This is a genomic window from Endozoicomonas sp. SCSIO W0465 (assembly GCF_023716865.1).
Classification (GTDB): domain Bacteria; phylum Pseudomonadota; class Gammaproteobacteria; order Pseudomonadales; family Endozoicomonadaceae; genus Endozoicomonas.
The window spans coordinates 3,678,777-3,701,447 of record NZ_CP092417.1; the positions used below are offsets into that span (position 1 = coordinate 3,678,777).

General features: G+C 47.4%; 15 protein-coding genes. 5 read left to right on the forward strand and 10 right to left on the reverse strand.

The window, feature by feature from the left end; all coding sequences use genetic code 11:
- Positions 1–42: 42 nt before the first annotated feature.
- Positions 43–1,380, reverse strand: a complete 1,338-nt coding sequence (locus MJO57_RS16590; protein ID WP_252017358.1) for a TatD family hydrolase — start codon at positions 1,378–1,380, stop codon at positions 43–45.
- 245 nt (positions 1,381–1,625) lie between these two features.
- On the opposite strand from MJO57_RS16590, the gene MJO57_RS16595 reads away from it, so the two are divergent.
- Together MJO57_RS16595 and MJO57_RS16600 are read left to right on the forward strand one after the other, a co-directional pair.
- Positions 1,626–2,660: a transposase gene (locus tag MJO57_RS16595; RefSeq protein ID WP_252026884.1), complete on the forward strand. Its 1,035-nt coding sequence runs from the start codon at positions 1,626–1,628 to the stop codon at positions 2,658–2,660.
- Between the two features lie 269 nt (positions 2,661–2,929).
- On the forward strand, positions 2,930–3,853 hold the full coding sequence (locus MJO57_RS16600) for a threonine/serine dehydratase (protein ID WP_252017359.1): 924 nt from the start codon (positions 2,930–2,932) through the stop codon (positions 3,851–3,853).
- 28 nt (positions 3,854–3,881) lie between these two features.
- Here MJO57_RS16600 and MJO57_RS16605 read toward each other — a convergent pair whose 3' ends face one another.
- The 3 genes from MJO57_RS16605 to pykF form a co-directional block, all read right to left on the reverse strand.
- Positions 3,882–5,333 carry an ATP-binding protein gene (locus MJO57_RS16605; RefSeq protein WP_252017360.1) on the reverse strand — a complete coding sequence of 484 codons (1,452 nt, stop codon included), beginning with the start codon at positions 5,331–5,333 and terminating at the stop codon, positions 3,882–3,884.
- A gap of 6 nt (positions 5,334–5,339) precedes the next feature.
- Positions 5,340–5,888, reverse strand: a complete 549-nt coding sequence (locus MJO57_RS16610; RefSeq protein WP_252017361.1) for a heme NO-binding domain-containing protein — start codon at positions 5,886–5,888, stop codon at positions 5,340–5,342.
- 209 nt (positions 5,889–6,097) lie between these two features.
- Entirely contained in the window at positions 6,098–7,519 is a 1,422-nt protein-coding gene (pykF, locus tag MJO57_RS16615; RefSeq protein WP_252017362.1) for a pyruvate kinase PykF, read from the reverse strand.
- Positions 7,520–8,079: 560 nt separating this feature from the next.
- Between pykF and MJO57_RS16620 the strand changes: the two genes are divergently transcribed.
- Positions 8,080–11,523 carry a hypothetical protein gene (locus tag MJO57_RS16620; RefSeq protein WP_252017363.1) on the forward strand — a complete coding sequence of 1,148 codons (3,444 nt, stop codon included), beginning with the start codon at positions 8,080–8,082 and terminating at the stop codon, positions 11,521–11,523.
- 55 nt (positions 11,524–11,578) lie between these two features.
- On the opposite strand, the gene prpF is transcribed toward MJO57_RS16620, so the two are convergent.
- From prpF to MJO57_RS16640, 4 genes are all read right to left on the reverse strand, one after another.
- The gene (gene prpF / locus MJO57_RS16625) at positions 11,579–12,751 is read right to left on the reverse strand and encodes a 2-methylaconitate cis-trans isomerase PrpF (RefSeq protein ID WP_252017364.1); all 1,173 of its coding nucleotides are present in this window, start codon (positions 12,749–12,751) and stop codon (positions 11,579–11,581) included.
- A 106-nt stretch (positions 12,752–12,857) separates the two neighbouring features.
- Positions 12,858–15,464: a Fe/S-dependent 2-methylisocitrate dehydratase AcnD gene (gene acnD / locus MJO57_RS16630; protein WP_252017365.1), complete on the reverse strand. Its 2,607-nt coding sequence runs from the start codon at positions 15,462–15,464 to the stop codon at positions 12,858–12,860.
- Positions 15,465–15,559: 95 nt separating this feature from the next.
- The gene (gene prpC / locus MJO57_RS16635; protein WP_252017366.1) at positions 15,560–16,747 is read right to left on the reverse strand and encodes a 2-methylcitrate synthase; all 1,188 of its coding nucleotides are present in this window, start codon (positions 16,745–16,747) and stop codon (positions 15,560–15,562) included.
- Positions 16,748–16,995: 248 nt separating this feature from the next.
- Entirely contained in the window at positions 16,996–17,835 is an 840-nt protein-coding gene (locus MJO57_RS16640) for an oxaloacetate decarboxylase (protein ID WP_252017367.1), read from the reverse strand.
- A 342-nt stretch (positions 17,836–18,177) separates the two neighbouring features.
- Here MJO57_RS16640 and MJO57_RS16645 point away from each other — a divergent pair, with 342 nt between their 5' ends.
- Entirely contained in the window at positions 18,178–18,681 is a 504-nt protein-coding gene (locus MJO57_RS16645; protein ID WP_252017368.1) for a hypothetical protein, read from the forward strand.
- Positions 18,682–18,992: 311 nt separating this feature from the next.
- Here MJO57_RS16645 and MJO57_RS16650 read toward each other — a convergent pair whose 3' ends face one another.
- On the reverse strand, positions 18,993–19,955 hold the full coding sequence (locus MJO57_RS16650; RefSeq protein WP_252017369.1) for an IS1595 family transposase: 963 nt from the start codon (positions 19,953–19,955) through the stop codon (positions 18,993–18,995).
- Between the two features lie 347 nt (positions 19,956–20,302).
- Between MJO57_RS16650 and pabB the strand changes: the two genes are divergently transcribed.
- Positions 20,303–21,754, forward strand: coding sequence for an aminodeoxychorismate synthase component I (pabB, locus tag MJO57_RS16655; protein WP_252017370.1), 1,452 nt, complete (start codon positions 20,303–20,305; stop codon positions 21,752–21,754).
- On the opposite strand, the gene MJO57_RS16660 is transcribed toward pabB, so the two are convergent.
- Positions 21,755–22,636 carry an alpha/beta fold hydrolase gene (locus MJO57_RS16660; protein WP_252017371.1) on the reverse strand — a complete coding sequence of 294 codons (882 nt, stop codon included), beginning with the start codon at positions 22,634–22,636 and terminating at the stop codon, positions 21,755–21,757. It abuts the gene before it with no gap.
- Positions 22,637–22,671 lie beyond the last annotated feature (35 nt).

Here is a 22,671-nt window from a genome sequence, read left to right on the forward strand (position 1 = left end):
TTTGTTGGTTGCCATAAACAGGTGAGCGTTCAAGATAGAGTTTCAGTCTGGAAGAGAGAATATATTCCTGGCATTCCGAGTGGTTGCAGCAGCAATCTCTTCTGCATCCACATCCAGTACCAGGCTCAATGCATGGATCACATAGGGCAGGTTAGCAGGAACATTATTGACTCTTTTTTGATTGCCCTTCCCTGGAGTATCTTTTCTGGACATCACCTGAAAGGGGAGTAAAAACGGTGCATCAGTCTCAACCATAAGACGGTCCCGCAGAACATCCCAGCCAATAGAACGCAGTGCTTCCACCAGTTCACGATTCCGGCTACCGGCAATCCAGCCGGTGATTCCGATGGAGCACCCCAGATCAATGTAGTTATGCAGAGCCTTGTCATTGCCGGTAAAACAGTGAACACAAGCCATGTTTTTGGCGGGTAATTGCTCTATATAATCGCCCAGAATTTCCATGAAATCGTCATGAGCATCCCGCTCATGAAGAAACAGCGGTTTTTTCATTTCCACAGCTACTGCCAGTTGTTTCCGGAAAACGTCTTTTTGATCTTCAACAGGCGAAAACATACGATGGTAATCAAGCCCGCACTCACCCACTGCGATGCAGCTACTGTGATCCTCCTCAAGGATATTTTTCATCGCCGGGATTCCACCATGCCAGGTAAAGTCTTTGGCATGGTGAGGATGACATCCCACGGTGTAGTATAAAGAACATCGTGAGGATTCAGAGAAAGCGCCATTATCTGTTAAGTGGTCAGTTACTCTAGTTGGCACAGGGGAGGAATTCTCCCATTTCATTACCTCATTATGGGCCGCTCTGGATACTGGAATAGAAGAGCCGGTGATGATTATAGTGCGAACCCCTGAACGGGCAGCATCAGCAACCATCCCGGGCAAGTCGTGAAAACGGTTGTTTCCAACCAGATTGGCACCAATATCAATCAGCGGAGTCTCATAACGGGGCCTGGTCGCCAGAGGTGTCAATTTAACTTTGTTTTTCCCTTGCACAGCAGTTAACTGACGAGCAGTAGAATCGTCACCTCTGGCATAATCAGTCACTGGCAAGCGGGCCGGGGTTGAAGGCTGACAACACCGGAGTTGCAGACCTTTTTCGACCACAGTCTTCTGCCCCTGCACCCTACCCGATCGGGGATTAACATGATAGCGGGCAGCGCTGGAGGAATACCCGGCAACAGACTTGCCTGCAGAACCTGAATGACTTTTCTTTTTGCCTTTACGCTTCCCTGATCCACCGACCACCTGCCAACCCTCTCCCGAATCGTCCCCGTCAGAATGATGGCCAGCATTGTGTACATCTTCCCTGTGATGATCGAGGTGGACAAAGTGAGATGATCTAACATTGGCAGGGTACATGCTGCTGGTTCGCTCCTGTTTTATATTGGCAATCAAAGATTAGTACTTTCAATTTGAAGTTGCGGATTCATTCATCATATAAAGATTGCTGCATTGGCTTGTGAAAATAGTCAACTAATTTGACCATTGCAAGACCAGAAGATTTTAAGGATTTGCGGACTCTGTAATTGCCTTTAGGACTTACGCATTGACAACAGGCTCTAAAATTTGATAATGCCAAAAAACAGATGTCTTCAGGGATGAAAGTGAGAACTACCACTCGACCGACCACTGCACGATGCACTCTTGCAAAATACATTGGCTTTTTGATTAGTGAGCCAAAATCATCAACATGCACAAGACTGGCCGAGGTTACCGACTTTTCTCACGATAGCGCAAACCGCTTTCTTAAGCGTGAAAACTATCAGCCCAAAGATATGTACGATGAAGCAGTCAAAAGTTTAAACCCTATTGGCGGCACCCTGAGCGTTGATGACAGCGTGCTCGACAAACCTTATAGCTACTCCGTGGCACTGGTTGGCCACTTTTGGTCGGGTAAACATCACCGAGTGGTTAAGGGAGTTAACCTCATCACCCTTTATTACACCGACGTATCCGGGCGCCATATGCCGGTGAATTACAGGATATACGACAAATCGGAAGACAAGACAAAAAACGACTACTTCCGTGAAATGTTGATTGAAGTGCTGGTATGGGGGCTGAAGCCAGCGTTCGTTACCGGTGACTCCTGGTACAGCTGCACGACTAACCTGAAGACGATTAAAAACCATCAGACTGGGTTTATGTTTGCCGTTGAGAAAAACAGGACAGTATCACTGGAAAAAGGTAAATGGCAGCAGGTTCAACACCTCGACATCCCCGACAATGGTCTGGATGTATGGCTCAAAGACTTCGGTAAGATCCGGTTGTTCAGGACGATGCTAAAAGACCAGCGTCGCCACTACGTGGTTTACTTGCCAGAGGAAGTCCCTTTTGAACGCAATGACTTCAAGCAGATCCATGACCAGCACTGGCAGATCGAACAGTTTCACAGGGCGATCAAGCAGGTTTGCCATATTGAGCACTTTCAGGTTCGCAGCGAACGACCCGTCAGAAACCATATATTTGCTGCAATTTTAGCTTTTGTTTATCTCCAGAAAATGCAGATAGAGCAGGAGTTTACGAATATTTATCAGCACCAACGGGGGCTGTTTAAAGAGACAATAGGCGCTTTCATTGAGAGTTTTGCAAAGGGGAAGGATCACCTCCTACCAAAATTTATCGGTGTCATCAATGCGTAAGTCCTAGCCTTAATGATATCCAGCAACACATTGATTCCGATGTTTCAGAGCGATTCACAGGATATTCCAGTTGCCGGTATAACCTGTCTCCCCTGACCTTTTCAAACCTGATAGCCAATTTTGACTATCTTATAAAGTCTACAGCAACATCCATGCACGGTTGCCTTCAATAAGTTATAGATATCAAGGTTATGTCAGCAGTACCGAATGTTAACAAGCTTCCTGATTGCCTGAAGTTAAATCATGCTTTTCAGCAAATAAGAAACAATGTGCGCACAACCCCCCTGCTAAAGTCTGACACGTTGAGTGAACTGATTCGGGGAGAAGTGCTGATAAAAGCCGAGTCTCTGCAAATTACCGGGGCCTTTAAGTTTCGGGGTGCATTTTACCGACTGTTAAATTTAACAGATTGTCAGAAAGTACAAGGTGTTATCGCGTACTCTTCCGGAAATTTTGCCGCTGGCCTGTCAGCAGCCGGCCAGCTTCTGGACATACCGGTCAAACTGGTGATGCCCCATGACGCCCCCAAATCAAAAATACATAATGCCAGGCATTATGGTGCAGAGGTCATTCTTTGCCACGGCAAGGAACCGTCACGTGAGGAAGCTGCCAGTGATTTTGCCCGTAAAATAGCTCATGATCATGGTGCGGTCCTGCTTCACCCATTTGATGACAACGAGATCATTATTGGCCAGGCATCTGTAGCACTGGAGCTTCAGGAACAGCTGGCGATGACCGGGAAAACCTGTGATCATATTCTCTGCCCCGTTGGTGGTGGCAGCCTGGTGGCGGGATCAAGCCTGGTGTTTGATAGCAGTACCCAGGTATGGGCTGTTGAAGTCGATGGCTACCAGGGGATGGGTATCTCTCTTGAAAAAGGCAGGCGCTCCCGCGCCAAAGGTCATGTTTTGTGTGACTGTGATGCTTTACTGTCCCTGGAGCCCGGTATTGCCAACCTGGACATCGTACTGCAAACCGGTGTCAGAGGCATAACAGTCAATGCTCAACAAGCGCATGATGCCGTCAGGCTCAGTTTTCACGAGATGAATCTGGTGCTAGAGCCCAGTGGTGCTGTTGCCATTGCCGCAATTATGAAAAACCCGGCACTTTTTGAGAATAAAACCGTCGTTGCTATTGGCAGTGGAGGTAATGTTGATGCGGAAAAATACGCTTCAATATTACAAGCAACATGACCACCGAAGAACCGTCAGCCAATCTGAGTCAGACAGCAATCCAGCTGCGAATATGATCCATTAATACCCTGGTTTCCACAGGCTTCTGCAGATAGTCATCTGCCCCGGCGGCCCGACAACGCATTTCATCATCTTTGAGTGCGCTGGCCGTCAGAATGATCACTGGCATCAGGCGAAATTCGATCATCCCTCTGAGTCGTCTTAGCACTTCACAGCCATCGACTTCCGGCATCATCAAATCCAGCAGAAGCAAATCAATCTGTTTGTTTTGTTTCAGGAAATCAAGTGCCTGCTGTCCATTTTCCGCAAGGTGAACCCGGAGTCCATGACTTTCCAATAGGCGTGACAGGGCAAAACTGTTCCTCAGGTCATCATCCACCAGTAACACTTCCTGTCCTGAAAAGGGCTCGGAGATATCTTCTTCGCTGACGAGAAAAAAATCACTGTCAACCTGTCGAGTGGATTCTTCGGTTGTAACCAGCGTTAAGGGTGGCAGCAATAATGAAAAAGTAGATCCCTTGCCCTCTTCACTCTCCAGCGTGAGTTCACCCTCAAGCATACGTGCCAGTTTTCTGGAAATGGAAAGGCCCAGTCCAGTCCCGCCGTATTTTCTACCGGACGATCCATCAACTTGTTTGAACTTATGAAAGACAGTTTCATGCTGTTGCCGGGGAATACCTATACCGGTATCAGTTACCTGAAAAACGAGCCCCTGCGATGAATAGTCTTTACCAATGCGCCAGGTTTCTTTATGAATCAGAAGTCTTACAGACCCACCTTTGGCCGTAAATTTAAAAGCATTGGCCAGCAGATTTTTGAGGATCTGTTTAAGACGTTTACGATCTGTATGTATCCATTCTGGCAGGTCGGGAGCACTGATTACCTCAAAGTTGATCGCTTTTTCCTTACTGACAGGCATAAACTGATCGGTCAAACTACGCCATATATCGCCCAGGATAATATCTTCATAATGGATACTGAGTTCTCCGGCCTCGACCCTGGACATATCCAGTATATCCTCAATAATTTCCAGCAACTCATTGGCGCTGTTGAAAATTATCTGTACTGACTGGACTTGGTCAGCGGTCAGATTACCTTCATGATTTTCAGCCAACATACTGGTGAGAATCATCAAGCTGTTCAGCGGTGTTCTCAATTCATGAGATACATTGGCCAGAAATTGGGATTGGTGTTGACTGATTTTTTCCAGTTCTGTTGCTTTATCCTGTAAACGCTGATTGATGTCCCGCAGCTCTCTCTGTTGTGCACGCAGTGTATTTCTTGATTCAATCAGCCGACTGTTATTGACCTCAAGCTGATGAGTGCGTTCTTTTACCTGCTCTTCAAGGCTCTCAGCAAGCTTTTTCAATTCAAGGTTGCGGTAATAGATTTCCCGGGTTTTTTCTTCGGCTATTTTTTCAGCTTGTAGGCGTGCAAGTTTTTCCCGTTCATAGCGTTTTTGCCAGCCTTTCTCGTCCATCCGCAATCAACCTTCAATGGTCAAATGAAAACGAGCTTCGGTACCGTCACCGGTTCCTGTCAGTGGCTCATAATGAATATTCAGGCGCTCACCAAAATGCATCCCACACCCTTTGATCAACCCCAGAGCCAGAGGCGCAAATGGACGATGAGACTCATAGTGCAACTCCATACAGTGTTCATTAATAGGTTTACAAGTGAGTTTTGGCGGGTTGGAATCAGGGTAGAGCTTTCTGACCTCGATATGGATGTACCCCTGCACTTTACTCAAAAATTCAAAAGAACCTTTTACCCCTTGAAAAAATTCAGGATGTACCTGGCTGAAACGACCAAAAAGATACTCCCCAAAAGCACATTGGAGATCGACAGGATTGGCACCACTGACGGCAGAAAGCCTGGTCACCAAATTCAGGATTTCCTGGTGTGAATAGGTGCCCAGTGATGTATAGCTTCCGCCGGATGAGAGCTCAGCAGCGGCAATAATCTGCTCTGCGACCTCAACGGAAAACCGGGATTCCACCATTTCAATGAATTCAGTGAAAATGATTCCCTTCATTTGCAGAAACCCATAAGCAACTTGATGCTACTTATTGTCGGCAGTAAACACGAAAGTATTTATTGGATATCAGAAACCGGGCTATTGACGGGCTGACTATCAGGCAGGATAACTGATGGAAGATTTACGTATTCTGATTCGATGCTTACCTGCCCCTCATCCTTTATGAGGAAAGGGCAGGCAAGATGAGCTCAAAAAGAGCTCAGGAATTAATCGATCACATGCACAGAAGCAGTATTGGTTGTACCAGACTCAACCAGAGCACCGGAAACCATAACCACAAGATCACCAGACTGAACGAAACCGTGCTTAACAGCCAGCTCTTTACCCAGCTTGTAGAAAGTATCAGTGTTTTCCTGCAGTGGGACCAGGCTAGTGGTAACGCCTTTGCTCAGGCTCAACTGGTTGGCGGTCTTTTCAGAAGACGTCAGTGCCAGAATCTGGGCCTTGGGGAAGAACTTACGCAGTGAACGTGCAGACTTACCCTGTTCAGTGGCAACAATAATCAGCTTGGCCGCCAGGATATCAGCCGTCTTGACGGCACCACGGCATACCGCCTGGGTGATGCTGCGATAATTGTCGATCTCGGCATCGAAGTCTTCAACACGCAGTTCCATGCTGCCATCAGTGCTGTTACAGATAGTTGCCATTACCGCAACCGATTCAGCCGGGTACTTACCCTTGGCGCTCTCACCGGACAGCATAACGGCATCGGTGCCGTCCAGAATAGCGTTGGCTACGTCACCGGCCTCGGCACGGGTTGGACGAGGATTCTTGATCATCGAATCCAGCATCTGGGTAGCAGTGATAACCGGCTTACGGGCACGGTTACACTTGTTGATCATCATCTTCTGAGCAAAGATCACCTGATCAACCGGGATTTCCACACCCAGATCACCACGGGCGACCATGATGGCATCAGAAACGGCCAGAATCTCGTCGAAGTTATCAACACCTTCCTGATTCTCAATCTTGGAAATGATCTGGATTTCCTTACCACCGTTGGCATCCAGGAGCTCACGGATCTCTTTCACATCGCTGGCTTTACGGATAAATGAGGCAGCGACAAAATCAACGCCCTGCTCACAACCAAAGATCAGGTCTGCCTTATCTTTTTCAGACAGAGCCGGCAGGTTAACCTTAACACCAGGCAGGTTTACCCCTTTGTTTTCACCCAGTTCGCCATTGTTCTTAACTTCACAGACGATTTCCTGCGCCTTGACTTCTTTTACCGTCAGTTCAATCAGGCCATCGTCCAGCAGGACCGTGTTACCTGCCTTCAGGTCAGCCGTCAGGCCAGCATAGGTAACAGCTACACGGGTGTTGTCACCAACAACAGACGTGTCCGTTGTCAGGGTAAATTCCTGTCCTGCAGTTAGCATGACGTCATCGCCACTGTGCAGTTTCACGGTACGAATTTCAGGACCTTTGGTGTCCAGAAGAATGGCAACACGCTTACCGGTTTCAGCCATTACATCACGCAGACGGGCAATACGGGCACCATGCTCGTCAAAGTCACCATGGGAAAAGTTCAGTCGCATCACATTCATGCCATTGTCGACCAGCTTGGTCAGCATTTCATGGGACTCAGACTTAGGGCCGATGGTACAGACGATCTTGGTCTTTCTCACTGGAGTTTTCTCCGTCAGGGTGGGTTAGTATGAATGGCGGTCAAATGGAACGATGTCCCAACGCTTTGATGGGGCCGGATATTACCGCAAAAATGAAAGAAAACCTTGGCCTTTTTGTAATAAATTAGTTGTTTTAGATCAGTACTTTCCGAAAGATTGCTCAATTAGTCATCAACCATAATAACCTATGAAAATTCCTGTGAAACAGTGACTTGTTATAGAAAAAAACGTTATTTAGGGCGACCGGGAATGAGCCATGCTTCACGTGATGTCAGAATCTCTCGATTCGATGACAATATTTAAAATAGCTGTATCGATGCGACGGAGTTTTCCGTCGAAGAGGTCGAAGAGATTGCCACACGGATAATGGATCAGGCCAATCTGACAAGAAGGCTGAAATAATCATAATGTAAAGTGCAACAGGCCCTGAGGACTGCTCATCTGTCCTTTGAGAACAACATCTATCATTTCCTTGCAACTCCGAGAATTGGAATTTTTTTTTCGTTTCATTGTCCAATAATTCTATGGAACCTAAAAGTGAACAAAAAACGGACAAATAAATGGATATAACAGAGGCGTTAACCAATAAAACGACCAGCTCCAGGTTAACTTATGAATCTGGCCCTTGCACAGGGGCAGGGAGTCATAAATTAATGACTGTACGGTCAGCTGAATTTAAAGACAGATCCATAAATCCTGCCAACTTTGAATCTATACCCCGTCCAGTTCTAAACCGCGAATTCTCTATCTCAAGAATCACCCCTGGTGCCATCCGGAAATGTTCTGCAAAATCCATGTTTTCTAACTGTACGCAGTTTAATAATACCAGAGCATCTGGAACCAACCCTAAAGCTTTGGATGACTTGACTGCGTTTACCGAATCTACAATTAATCACTCCTTACCTGACATCCAAAATGCTATCAGAAGAAAAGATAAGACCACAGATAATCAGATAGTAGATATCAATTCTGGTGATAGCGCAGTAAATCAACCAAAACTGCTGGAATTACTTTCTTCAAAACATATTGAAAAACAACGTCTCGTAGCAGAACTAAAGAGACTTGATCAGCAATTTGATAAATTGCACATTAATTCTGGTTTAATGGATAAAGTCGATAAGTTTAAAATAAAGATCAATAAATATATTAATCGTCAAACCTTAAACGGGGAGAAATACAATACACAGTATGATGCTCAATTGAGAAAAGAAATAGCGGATGATATTCAATCATTAGCACGGGATATCGCTATTTGGGCGGGGATTGAAAAAGATAACCTGGAAGTACTAACCTATATTATTGAACAAGGATTTCCCATCCGGCAAACATCAGTCTGGGTTGATCCTAATCCTGAGTCTACTGTTTACCTCCCTTTCGATACCATGAATAAGCTGGTGGATAACTGTAGCCCGATCTGCCCGGACCTGTTATTCGTCAAGGCTATTTTTGCTGACGCTGATACCCGCTTTGACATGCTTACCGAAACGATTTTAACTTCCAGAACCGTTAATGAAGGACTATTTCAGGAAGCAATCGCACAGTCAATACCGACAGCTTCATACAGAAGGTTAATGGTCTTCTTTAATTATCTCCGTGGTGAATGTAATACCAGCAGGATGATTGAAGACATTATCAGGCATAGCTACCGCAACCACAAATTATCTAATCGCGCAAGCGTCAACAGATACAAAAACAGCTTCATAATGGTATTTGTTCTTGAAGCTATCGCACAACATTCACGGGAAGAAGCTCGCAAACTCATTGGTTTATTTTGTAAAAATGAACAGCAGCCAATAGCAATGGCTGCTCTTTTGGGAGGACTGCACCAATCCACTGAAATAATGAATGAAATGGGTATTAACTTGACCAGACAGGCATTTAAAGAAGCCTCTGTCAGTCTTGAAAATTCTCTTTTTCTGATGGCCAAAGAGGCTGGTTTGACCAATGAACGATTGTTTGCCAGCACTGTGAATCGATTCGCTCCCTATTTATGGATCTTGCCCAATAAATACGGAAAACATTTGCACCAACAATGCCGGTTTCCAGACAAAATAGAACTGGATTTTATCCATTTTGTTGTTGAACAAATGTCCACTTCCCAGGAAGGAAGTTGTGAATTGAAACATTGGTCAGGACCGGCCTATAAAAAACAATTAGTTCTGGGAGATGTAAGCTTGTGGGCGGGAAAAATTTTTACGGTAATGAATGATGTCGTTTGGACAAACAGTAGCGATCTTTTACAGCAAAATGCTGAGTATAGTGAGCCCTGGAACATCCTGATCAGCAAGGCTAAATGCTGTAATGGCCTGAACCGGCCAGATGATTTCATGAAGTTCATGGACTGGCTTCTGATCGATGGTCTTTCATGGATTCGGACCGAATCGGAACATCGTAAGAAAGAGGCAACCTTTACAACCAAACTAAAAAGTTATCGTCCGGACTTGTGGCCTGATCCTCATAATGAGGCTTTGACAACATCACCGGTTTCTTATGATCGTTTTGTAGCGTATACCAGAAGCGTCACTACTTTACATTTTGACATCATTGAGTCATTTCTCCGTCTTGCGCCTCAGAGCCATCGAATTCATGTGATAAAAAACTGGTTAACTAATCCTCATTGTGCAAAACAGCGGGAAACCTTGTTTCCCAATCCTGTTCACCCTCTGAATAATATGGAAAGCCCTAATATTTGGCAGTTACTGTTATCCTTGGATAAAGATTATCAGCCACAGGAAAATCAGTTTGATAATGATTGGCAAAAACTGGGCAGTCCGCAGGGGTGGACGGAACCTCCCACGACAGCATCATTCATGGACAAATCTATCCTGGTGAATGGACGAACGCTGGCTATTCAGCATACGGATGATGGCTGGGATTATCTGAAATTTCTCAGCGATATGGAAAGACCGGAAGAACTCACAAAAGAGGGCGATAAAATTAACCTGATGGCAGAGATAGCCAGTCGGCATGGCTTGAAAAGCTCGATTCCCAAAGTGGTCGGAAAATACCGTTGGGATGATGTGCAAAATAATCTGGTAACATTCACAAGTCCAGCCAAAAAGGCCAAACTGGAGGAGAAATGTCGCTTTGTTGATGGCAAGACAGGTTATTGCCTTCATCTGAAATCTACAAAAGATGCGCCTTATCATTTATACCCCTACGATCTTAATCCCGTAACAGAGGCAGATCAGATTGTTGACGGACTCTATAAGTATGCCCATGATTGTGGTCTTTTATTCAGTCGCGGATTATATGCTCCAGCAGTAATGGCAGCTGACCATGATTCAGTAACTAACCGGAAACACCATGTCCTATCGTCTTATGTGGGCGCCACCAGCGAGGGACGGATGCTTCAGTGGACAAAAGCTGCACAACATCCCAATGTGGGGCTGGTAGGCATGCGGGATTCGGGCGATACGAAAAGTATGATTGAGCTGGGTGAAGATTATTTTTTCTCCAGCAGATGTCAGAAATTTCTTGATTTTGAAAAATCAGAGGATCGCGCCAAGGTGGCATTTTCAGAACTGGCAAAAAATGCCCAGGGGCTGATATTGCAATATGCACTCTGTTTTCAAAAACAGTTCGACTCCGATAACAGTGAGTCCGTGCTGATTCATGAGCATAAACTAAAGACAATCCTGGTCACTCTGTTTCACCAGGCGTTTCCCCTGTTCACAGAAGAGCAAGTGAGTCAGGCCATGAATGAAGATGGACTGCTGTCACGAGCAGTTAGAGAGATTATCTACTGGTGTGGCCATGGCGCCAGATTCGTGAACGATATACAACAAAACATTATTCCGAAATCAATATATCCGACCTGTTCAGAAACCGCCAATATCGTTAATGAAGAAAAATTGGATCCTCGTGAGCTGGTCCCGGGCGTTGGTTTTGTTACACGGGATAATCAGCCAAACCTTGGCGTTACGTTTGGTGTCAATCCATTGGTCATGCTGAATGCACTGATTGTAAAGTTACTGGCCAGTGGCGTCCTGACCTCACTATGAGTTCAAACTCTCATGACTAACTTCCTGCCGGGTTTATTGGGTACTTCGGAGAATTTCATTCAACTGGCAAGCGGACCCAGCCCTCCATTAATACCCTTGCGCTTCGACTCATGATCGCTTTGGTCACCGACCATTGCCCATCAATCAACACGGTTTCTGCCCCAACTTTTAATGTCCCCGATGGGTGGCCAAAATGGACAGAGTTTCGTTCACCACCGCCGGCAGCCAGGTTAACCAGAGTTCCCGGAATGGCAGCCGCCGTACCAATGGCCACAGCGGCAGTTCCCATCATGGCATGATGAAGTTTACCCATGGAGAATGCCCTGACCAGCAAGTCGATATCATCTTCAGAAACTGCTTTGCCGCTGGAAGAAAGATAGCTTTTGGGTTCAGCAACAAAAGCGACTTTTGGCGTATGTTGCCGAATAGCGGACTCTTCCAGACTGCTGATCAACCCCATCCGCAGTGCTCCATGGGCCCGAATACTCTCAAACATGGCCAGGGCGTTCTCATTGCCATTGATCACTTCCTGAAGTTCAGTCCCCTGGTAACCAATGTCTTTAGCATTGACAAAAATAGCAGGAATGCCTGCATTGATCAGGGTTGCCTTGAAAGTACCAACACCGGGGACTTCCAGATCATCGACCAGATGACCTGTCGGGAACAGGGCTCCTTCGCCATCAGCAGGATCGAGAAACTCAACCTGAACTTCAGCAGCCGGAAAAGTCACTCCATCCAGCACAAAGTCACCCGTTTCCTGCACCGAGCCATTGGTCATTGGCACATGGGCAATAATGGTTTTTTTGATATTAGCCTGCCAGATTCGTACCGGTGCAATGCCATTGTCAGGTACTCGTTCTGCATCAACCAGCCCACTGCTGATGGCAAATGCACCTACGGCTGCGGTCAGGTTCCCGCAATTACCACTCCAGTCTACGAAAGGTTTATCAATGGCTACCTGACCAAAGAGATAATCGACATCATGCTCTGGCTGAGTGCTTTTCGAAAGGATTACCGTTTTGCTGGTACTGGACGTGGCACCACCCATACCATCAGTCTGCTTACCGTAGGGATCCGGGCTGCCAATCACCCGGAGCAGTAGAGCATCACGAGCCTTGCCCGGAACCCGGGCAGCTTCTGGCAGATCCGTGAGATTGAAAAAAACGCCTTTACTGGTTCCGCCCCGCATATAAGTAGCAGAAATTTTTATTTGTGGAGGGTGCGACATTTTCTCAGTCCTCGTTCCCACGCTCTGGTGGGAATGCATAGGCTTGGGTCTATAAAAAACACTTAGGGGTTGCCACACAGAGCGTGGCAACAGAATCCTGTGTGAATCAGGCAGCAGCTTCGGATTCCAGGAAGTCTTTGGCAAAGCGCTGCAGAACACCACCAGCTTCGTATACAGATACCTCTTCAGCGGTATCCAGACGGCAGGTTACCGGTACCTCAAGGGTGTCTCTGCTGGCACGATGAATCATTAGTGCCAGCGTTGCTCCCGGTGTCCGCTCTCCAATAACATCGTAGGTTTCAGTACCATCAAGACCCAATGTCTTGCGGGTTGTACCAGCCATAAATTGCAGCGGCAGTACCCCCATGCCCACCAGATTGGTCCGGTGGATACGCTCAAATCCTTCTGCCACGATGGCCTCAACACCGGCAAGCCGGACTCCTTTGGCAGCCCAGTCACGGGATGAGCCCTGCCCATAGTCAGCTCCGGCAATAATAATCAGCGGTTGACGACGATGCATATAGGTTTCAATGGCTTCCCACATACGGGTTTCTTTACCCTCTGGCTCAATTCTGGCCAGAGAGCCCTGCTTGACTTCACCGTTCGCGTCCAGACACATCTCATTAAGCAGTTTCGGATTGGCAAAGGTGGCCCGTTGCGCCGTCAGATGGTCTCCACGATGCGTGGCATAGGAGTTAAAGTCTGCTTCCGGCAACCCCATTTTCGCCAGATATTCCCCCGCTGCACTGCTGGCCAGGATCGCATTGGACGGTGACAAATGGTCTGTGGTGATGTTATCACCCAGTACCGCCAGAGGGCGCATACCTTTCAGGGTGCGCTCACCAGCCAAAGCACCTTCCCAATAAGGCGGGCGGCGAATGTAGGTACTCCCGGGGCGCCAGTCGTACAGGGGACTTTCTGCCCGTTCCACCTTACCCAGATCAAACATGGGAATGTACACCTGGTTAAATTGCTCCGGTCTCACGGATTCAGCAACAATCCCATCAATCTCTTCATCGCTCGGCCAGATGTTTTTCAAGGTAATGGGATTGCCATCTTTATCTGTACCCAGAGCATCCTTTTCTATATCAAAGCGCACAGTACCAGCAATTGCATAAGCGACCACTAATGGCGGAGAAGCAAGGAATGCCTGCTTTGCGTAGGGATGAATCCGGCCATCAAAGTTACGGTTGCCAGAGAGAACGGCCGTTGCATACAGACCCCGGTCAATCACTTCCTGCTGAATTCCGGGATCCAGAGCCCCACTCATACCGTTACAGGTAGTGCAGGCATAGGCGACAATACCAAAGCCCAGTTTTTCCATTTCAGAAAGAAGCCCTGCTTCCTCAAGATAGAGCCTGGCAACTTTGGAACCTGGTGCGAAAGAAGATTTCACCCAGGGTTTCCGTTTAAGCCCCAGCTCATTGGCTTTACGAGCCACCAGACCGGCAGCAACCACATTACGGGGGTTACTGGTATTGGTACAGCTGGTGATAGCAGCAATGATGATGGCACCATCGGGCATTAAACCTTTTTGCTCTTCCTCGTCTTTTTTATAGGGTCGTGCAACGCCACGATTGGCCAGCTCAGAGGTTGGTAAACGGCGGTGGGGGTTGGAAGGCCCGGCCATATTCCGGCAAACCGTCGAGAGGTCAAAGGTTAACACTCGCTCATATTCAGCGGTTTTCAGATCATCAGCCCAGAGACCGATCGTTTTGGCATAATTTTCTACCAGCGCCACCTGCTCCGGCTCACGCCCGGTGAGCTTCAGATAATCAATGGTCTGTTCATCGATATAGAACATCCCGGCAGAAGCTCCAAACTCCGGTGTCATGTTGGAAATGGTTGCACGGTCACCAATGGTCAGGTTGGCCGCCCCTTCACCAAAGAATTCAAGGTAGGATGACACTACACGCTCTTTTCTCAGGAATTCGGTAAGGGCCAGCACGATATCAGTCGCGGTAATGCCTAGCGGACGCTGACCTGTCAACTCAACACCCACGATATCAGGAAGACGCATCATGGAAGGACGACCCAGCATCACGGTTTCAGCCTCCAGGCCACCAACACCAATGGCGATAACTCCCAGGGCATCCACGTGCGGTGTATGGCTGTCGGTGCCTACACAGGTGTCGGGATAAGCGACACCAGCACGGGCCTGAATAACCGGAGACATTTTTTCCAGGTTAATCTGGTGCATGATGCCATTGCCGGCAGGAATCACATCAACGTTCTCAAAGGCAGTTTTGGTCCACTCGATGAAATGGAAACGGTCTTCATTCCGGCGATCTTCAATGGCCCGGTTTTTCTCCAACGCGTCCGGATCATAACCGCCATACTCAACCGCCAGAGAGTGATCAACAATCAACTGGGTTGGCACAATCGGATTCACCCTGGAAGGATCACCACCCTGCCCGGCAATGGCGTCCCTCAATCCGGCAAGGTCAACCAGGGCGGTCTGGCCAAGAATGTCATGGCAGACAACACGGGCAGGATACCAGGGAAAATCCCGGTCACGCTTACGCTCAATGATCTGTTTCAGGGAATCAGTCAGGATGGCCGGATCGCCGCGACGCACCAGTTGTTCAGCAAGCACTCTGGAGGTATAGGGTAGGGTTTTCCAGGCGCCCGGCTGAATCGCTTCCACCGCTGCACCGGTGTCATAATAATCCAGCAGTGTGCCGGGTAAGGGTTTACGAAAATCAGTGTTCATACGTCGAACGTCCACCGGGCAAGAAATTTATTGTTATGGACCACGGAGCATACAAAGGGCACAAAGATATCATTTCCTCTGTGCGCTTTGCGATCTTAATCGCGGTCTTCAATCGCCAGCCAATCCGCGCTCTCAGGTCCGATGTAGTCTGCAGATGGGCGGATAATCCGGTTGTTAGCCCGCTGCTCCATAACGTGAGCACTCCAGCCAGCAACCCGGGAACAAACAAAGATCGGGGTAAACAGCTTGGTAGGGATGCCCATAAAGTTGTAGGCAGAAGCATGGAAGAAGTCGGCATTACAGAACAGGTTCTTCTCACGCCGCATTACCGCCTCAACGCGCTCGGAAACAGCGTACAGATACTCATCACCCACCTGTTCAGACAACTTCTGCGACCACGCTTTGATAATGGCATTACGCGGATCAGACTCGCGATAAACGGCATGACCAAAGCCCATAATTTTATCTTTGCGGGCCAGCATGCCCATGATCTTCTCTTCGGCCTCATCCGGAGAGCGCCAGTTCTCGATCATGTCCATAGCCGCTTCGTTAGCGCCGCCGTGGAGAGGTCCCCGTAGTGAACCGATTGCGCCGGTCACACAGCTGTGAATGTCAGAAAGGGTTGAAGCACAAACACGACCAGTAAATGTTGACGCATTAAACTCATGTTCGGCGTAAAGCACCAGAGAAGAATGCATTACCCGGACGTGGAGTGGCTCAGGCTGTTTGTTGTGTAGGGTCCACAGGAACTGCTCGGCGATGGAATCGGCTTCCGTATCGACATCAACCCGAACACCATTGTGACTGAAGTTGTACCAGTAGTTGATCATGCCCGGGAAAATGGCCAGCATGCGATCAATATGATTATTCTGTTCGGAGAAATCCTGCTCGGTTTCCAGATTACCCAGCATTGAACAACCGGTGCGCATCACATCCATTGGATGAGCATCAGCAGGTATCTGTTCAAGAACCGTTTTCAGCTCATCGGGCAGAGAGCGAAGCCCTTTGAGCCTGGTTTTGTAGGCAGTCAATTCAGCCTGGTTCGGCAGTTTGCCATAAAGCAGAAGATAGGCGACTTCTTCAAACTGGGCCTTATCCGCCAGCTCTTTGATGTCATAACCTCGGTATGTCAGGCCTGAACCGGTTTTGCCAACGGTACACAATGCGGTTTCACCCGCTGACTGACCACGCAGACCGGCACCGCTTAATTTCTTTTCTGTACTTTTCTTTTCTTCACCTTTCTTTTCTTCACCCTTCTTTTCTTCACCAGAGTTCGTAGACATAGTACTTCTCCATTTTTATTTAGGCTCTTTTCGTATTGCAGACTGCTGATTTCATAAATCAGGCTGGAATCCTCCTGTGGCAGGGCTTGGCAATATTTAGCCAGCAGTTTCCTGAAGGCATTGTATATCAAGGCCTTTGGCCAATTTTCATTGCAGAGCAGTCTGTAACCCGAAAAGAGCCTTTATTTATTTCGTTCACCGGGAATTATGGTGATTCTTTGAAAAACGACTTCCCTCAAATTGACTATTTATGGATTCAGGAAGGCGTTGGTTTTCACCAGTTGTTCACGCTCCTGAAACGTCATCATACCATCGGCGATAGCGCCACTGTTACCGTCACGTCTGATCACCTGCAGAACTTCACGCATCGCCGTGACGGCAGCCCGCTGCAGGTCAGAGGGGATAATGATCAGCTGATAACCCATCGCTTTCAGGTCTTCCGTAGGCACAAGCGGCGTTTTACCACTGTAGAACATGTTGATCAGTTTGGGACCGGGAGCCTGTTTGGCAATTTCTTCAATCTGTTCAATGGTCTGTGGCGCTTCAACAAACAGCATGTCCGCACCTGCTTCGACATAAGCTCTGGCACGATCTATTGCCTCTTCAAAGCCGGTAACGGCAATCGCGTCAGTACGGGCGATGACGGTGACCTCTCCCGCATATTTCCTGGCAACCGAGACTTTTTTACACATCTCTTCAACAGATACCAGAGACTTGCCGTCCAGATGCCCACAGCGCTTTGGAAACTCCTGGTCTTCCAGGTGAAAAGCACTGACGCCCGCATTGGCAAACAGCTCAACGGTGCGCTTTACATTCACCTCATTGCCAAATCCGGTATCCGCATCGGCAATCACGGGCAGGGAGGTGGCTGCAACGATCTGACGAACCCGGTCAACCACTTCAGTCAGTGTCAGCAAACCGATATCAGGTACACCTGTACTGCGGGCAATGGCACCACCGCTAGCGTATAATGCCGAGAAACCGGCTTCCTCACCGAGGCGAGCAGAAATACCATCGTAAACACCGGGAGCGGTGACAATACCCTGCTCTGCTATCAGCCGAACTAATGCATTATTCTTTTGATTCATGATGCAACCTTGACAACATTTTAATCTGAGGTATTTATACCGAACTTTAATTAGCGCTTCTACCTATATTTAAAACAACCTATTAACTCAAAGCTCAAAGGGTAAATAACTTTATATTGATCACAATTGCTTATTTAAAAAACATCTCAGGAATACTGCATTGTCTTGAGTTAAGAGACTAAGCTAATCCCGCAGACAGTTTTTTACTTTCTCTGCGCTTAACGGTCAGAAGAGTTGGGCTGAAAAGAGCTGGGCTGAAAACTGTTTGAGCAATGGACCTACGTTCCTTGCTGATAGCACGGAATTGAAGGTAACTCTAATAAACTAAAATGGTGTCATATCTTGGAAACGACGATAAACAATTCATCTTATGAATCAATATCTATGCTACCTCAAAGCGAGGATAAAACGGCTCCGGGTTCAGGTACAAGTACAGATCACAGTACAGGAGGATTTTTTAGCTCAAACAAAGGAAAACTTGCCGTTGGCATTTGCATCGGTGTGGTCATTATCGGAAGCCTGGGGTTAGGACTGGGATTTGGATTGGCCAACAGTAAGCAATTAGAGTTCAGACATGTCAGTTCGCCCTTGTCTAATAATACCAGGGGTTTACCTGATACCCCCGGGGGGGGAGCAAGCATAACTGCTAACAACACCATTCTCCCTTCTACTCTGCAATTTATATCTTCCAGCATCTCAGAACCCCCTGAATTTAAAGGAACCACAAGTGCTCCCTGGCTATCTTCAAGTACTCAGAATAAAGATGAGTTATCATCAACCCTAATGCCAACACCTACTACCAACCCTGAAGCACCAATGTCTACAGCCTATAACAGTACTGGTTGAGAAATTAACGGATGTTACATCGCCTTCGATGCTCCTATCTTGCTACCTGATTACCACTGATCGTACGTCATGACACAGGGAAAGATAATTTAAGAATATACGTGCAGCTTTTCATTCTTTATGTCTATAACCCGGTAAAGAAATAATAGAACCTCTCCAGTATTACCGGTGGAGCAGGCATCATGACGGCTTGTTCTCCAGATTATCAACTAAATTCGGTTTCATAACCGCTCCGAACAAGCAAAGACCCACATCATCATTCGAAATAATGATATTAATACGTCAACTGACTTTCAATTATCGGTTGATGGCTAACCCGGTTTCCACTGGACGTCTGGCAGTTTGAGAAGTCGATCCGGCATCGGTGCTGTATTGACTGCAGCCCGACCTAGCCTTGAGATCATTGAAGGCATATCAAAACGCCGGTTAAACCGATAGTTGAACTCTGATAGATAACGGCCCAGATGCTTGGGGTCGAGCTTATGGTAAGTACCGGTAATCGCTGTTTTCACGTTTCCCAGCATGGTATTTACCCAGGTGAACAACTCATTCTCCATGGATGCATGCCCACCACCGGTAATGATGGCTGTGTGCTGGCATCCGGCATCTTCAATACCCCGGAAAACAGGACAGGACAAGCCATCGCTGACGGCCCGGACACCCTTTTTCAGGGCATGTTCTGCCCACTCCTGAATGGTTTTTCGCCGGAAGTTATCAACGGCATTGAACTTCATGTAGATAGGGTGGTTATCAGCATCTGTCTGAACTGCGGCCACGAAGGGGGCTTTGTTCTCTGAGCCTCTGCCCCGGCGGCCTCCGTGGCGCTCTCCGCCCCAATAGGCGTCATCAATCTGAACAAAACCACTCAACTGCCAGCTGTTATCTCTTTCCATCATGACCTGCATGAGTTTGTGTTTCATGCGCAATGCGGCATTGTAGGAAATGCCAAGTTGTCGATGAAGCGTCAGGCAAGAAATCCCCGCTTTATTCTGGGTGACGAGATAGATACCCAGAAACCAGGTAGCTAGAGGCAGCTTTGTTGAGTCAAAGATAGTGTTACTGGTAAGCGAGGTTTGGCAACGGCAGCAATTGCACTGGAATTCAGCTTTCCGGTGAAGCTTGCAGAAACTGCGGGAGCCACACTTCGGGCATTGGAAGCCATCTGGCCAGCGCCAAGAGGACAGCGCGTTCTCACACTGCTCTTCACTGCCGTAATTAGCCAGAAATTGCATAATGCCAAGGCCTTTTTGGAACTGAATGGTGTTTTTACACATCAGTTTTACCTCCAAAACACATGACTATCGACGTTTATTATAGCAGTTGGCTCACGACGTAGGGTCGGTGGTAATCAGGTCTTGCTATAAGGTGTACATGCTTACCCTCTTCACCAACTATGCATTCAGGCTTTTGGAGTTTGATGGTCACAGTATGAGTTAAGAGGCTCTCAAACGGTTTTATGAGCAATTGACAGGGAAGTTTTGCCACTATTTGTCACTAAAATTACCGCAATTGCCAAGCCTAATGATATTTATATCTTTTCATTGCAGGTTCATGGGTTGTTGACGATAGCATTGCACTCCGCCCCCGGTTAAAATGCCAGCTGTTTTGTTCGGACACCTCTATGAAGACTCTTACGATCCTGGAACTGGACTATAAAGACGACACCAGCCTCTACTTTGAACAGTTTATTAATTTCCCTTTTCCCTGTTTTCTGGATAGCTCGGCATTTGATGGTAACCGGGCAATTCATAAGGACGATTTCAGCCGTTATGACATCATGACTGCGGCCCCCGAAATACACTTTACCTTCACTTCAGGCGGTGATCTGATTATTGAAGATCTCATTCAGCAAAAAATAAAAACACTTTCTGAAACAGAGCCTTTTTCACATTTATCGAATCGACTGCATGCTATGAGCAAAGTCGATAATGCGGGGTTGCCTTTTGTTGGCGGTATGGTTGGTTTCTGGGGGTATGAACTGTGTGAATACCTTGAGTCAGGTCGAATAGCCCATCGTGATATTTCAACACCGCTTATGTCCGTCGGATGCTATCACTGGGCACTGATATCTGATCACAAGGAACGACGGGCCTGTCTGGTGTTTCATCCCGACATATCAGAGTCATGGAAAAATTTAATCCTGACGACTATTGATCAGATGGCTAAACCCTCAGACAGCCCGTCATTCAAATTGCTCAACAACTTCACCGCGACACAGACCCGTGAGGGGTACCAGACGGCATTTCAGCAAATTCAGGACTATATTACGGCGGGAGATTGCTATGAGGTTAATCTTACCCAGCGTTTTACTGCCCCCTATAGCGGCAATTCGTGGGAGGCCTATAAAAAACTCAGAACCATCACCAAAGCACCTTACTCAGCGTTTATTTCACGTCCCGACCTGGCCATTCTCAGCCACTCTCCAGAGCAGTTTATACGACTGGAAAGTGGCCATATTTCCACCAACCCGATCAAGGGCACTCGCCCCAGAGGCCATTCCCCTGAAGAAGACCGTGCTATTGCTGAAGAGTTGCAAAATAGCCAGAAGGATCAATCGGAAAATCTAATGATTGTTGACTTGCTGAGAAATGATCTGGGCAAGGTCTGTAAGACAGGTACGATCTCTGTTCCCCGGTTATTTGCTCTGGAAAGTTATGCCAATGTTCATCACCTGGTCAGTACAGTTGAGGGTCAGCTTCTGGAGGATCATGATGCATTTGACCTGTTAAGAAGTGCATTCCCCGGCGGCTCAATCACCGGTGCCCCGAAAATACGATCCATGCAGATTATCAGGGAGCTGGAGCCGGTGGCCCGCACCATCTACTGCGGCTCCATTGGCTACATCAGCTGTGATGGCAATATGGATACCAGTATTACGATCCGAACCATTCTGGCCAAAGATGGTGAGCTGCACTGCTGGGGTGGAGGAGCGATTGTTGCCGATTCAAACTGTGAACACGAATACCAGGAATCCATTACCAAAGTGACCAATCTGATGAATTCACTGGAAAGCAAATTTCTTAACAAAGTGCCCGCAGGTTCTGGTACCCGTTCATATCAACAATTTGATTAACTACCTTTTGCACCGGGGTTCGACAGCAAGTAGTTGAGGCCAGTAATTTATCCACCCTTTTTGATGATCTGCTTCGATGGAGCTAATCGTGACACAGGAAGTGTCTGCAATGGTGTTTGCATAATGACGACTGACTGTTTCGGGTATAACTGAATCATTAGTCCCCACAAAATGAATCTGGGGTACACTCATCAGCTTTGCTCGAAAATCAGAAGGATTTAACGCCAACGGCATTGCTGAAGCAGTGTGTAATTGATTGGTAAAATGAGGGGCAAGGTTTCCTGCAATGGTACGAACGGAAATAACATCGTCCCTCGTTGCGGCCATTAGCAGCGCAACAGTCCCACCACCAGAATAACCAACCAGTTCCAGTGTCTTATATCCCCCCTTAGCCTTGATGTCTGACACCACCGCATTCATGCTGTCAACTACTTTCTGGCTATAGCGCCCAAACGTCCAGACATTTCTGTTACAGGCAGCACCCATTTTGTATTGGCAGGGCTGAGATACATAAGCAATATCCGGGGAAAGATCGTGCATCATAAGATGGTGAACAAGGCGATTTAATGGTGTTGGGTCATATGAGGCTCGACCCGACCGAAGCCATCCCCTGCCATCACCTTCAATATATATCCTGAGCCGATGACCAGAAGGCGTTGCGGGATACCAAGTGTAAACGGGATAAAAACCTGCATCTGAAACTGAAGACTGCATTTCCTGATTCAAATCCGCCAAGGGGATTTCATGACTTAATGGTTGACTGTGACAACCGGGAAAAAAAATTAAAGTCAAAATTTCGAGTAAGATGGTTCTGCACTGTTTTATCCTGTGGGCAAAGACCCTATTTTTAATAACCAACATGGTGAATTCACCACTATTCAAGACCTTGCCAGGCTCGAAGGAGTCAGTGTTGCGGG

What these genes read in the sequence shown, in the direction of transcription:
- prpC (WP_252017366.1), bottom strand. Translation starts at nt 16,747, where the DNA reads ATGTCTACGAACTCTGGTGAAGAAAAGAAGGGTGAAGAAAAGAAAGGT.
- MJO57_RS16590 (WP_252017358.1), bottom strand. Translation starts at nt 1,380, where the DNA reads ATGTACCCTGCCAATGTTAGATCATCTCACTTTGTCCACCTCGATCAT.
- MJO57_RS16620 (WP_252017363.1), top strand. Translation starts at nt 8,080, where the DNA reads ATGGATATAACAGAGGCGTTAACCAATAAAACGACCAGCTCCAGGTTA.
- acnD (WP_252017365.1), bottom strand. Translation starts at nt 15,464, where the DNA reads ATGAACACTGATTTTCGTAAACCCTTACCCGGCACACTGCTGGATTAT.
- MJO57_RS16605 (WP_252017360.1), bottom strand. Translation starts at nt 5,333, where the DNA reads ATGGACGAGAAAGGCTGGCAAAAACGCTATGAACGGGAAAAACTTGCA.
- pabB (WP_252017370.1), top strand. Translation starts at nt 20,303, where the DNA reads ATGAAGACTCTTACGATCCTGGAACTGGACTATAAAGACGACACCAGC.
- MJO57_RS16640 (WP_252017367.1), bottom strand. Translation starts at nt 17,835, where the DNA reads ATGAATCAAAAGAATAATGCATTAGTTCGGCTGATAGCAGAGCAGGGT.
- MJO57_RS16650 (WP_252017369.1), bottom strand. Translation starts at nt 19,955, where the DNA reads ATGTGTAAAAACACCATTCAGTTCCAAAAAGGCCTTGGCATTATGCAA.
- MJO57_RS16610 (WP_252017361.1), bottom strand. Translation starts at nt 5,888, where the DNA reads ATGAAGGGAATCATTTTCACTGAATTCATTGAAATGGTGGAATCCCGG.
- prpF (WP_252017364.1), bottom strand. Translation starts at nt 12,751, where the DNA reads ATGTCGCACCCTCCACAAATAAAAATTTCTGCTACTTATATGCGGGGC.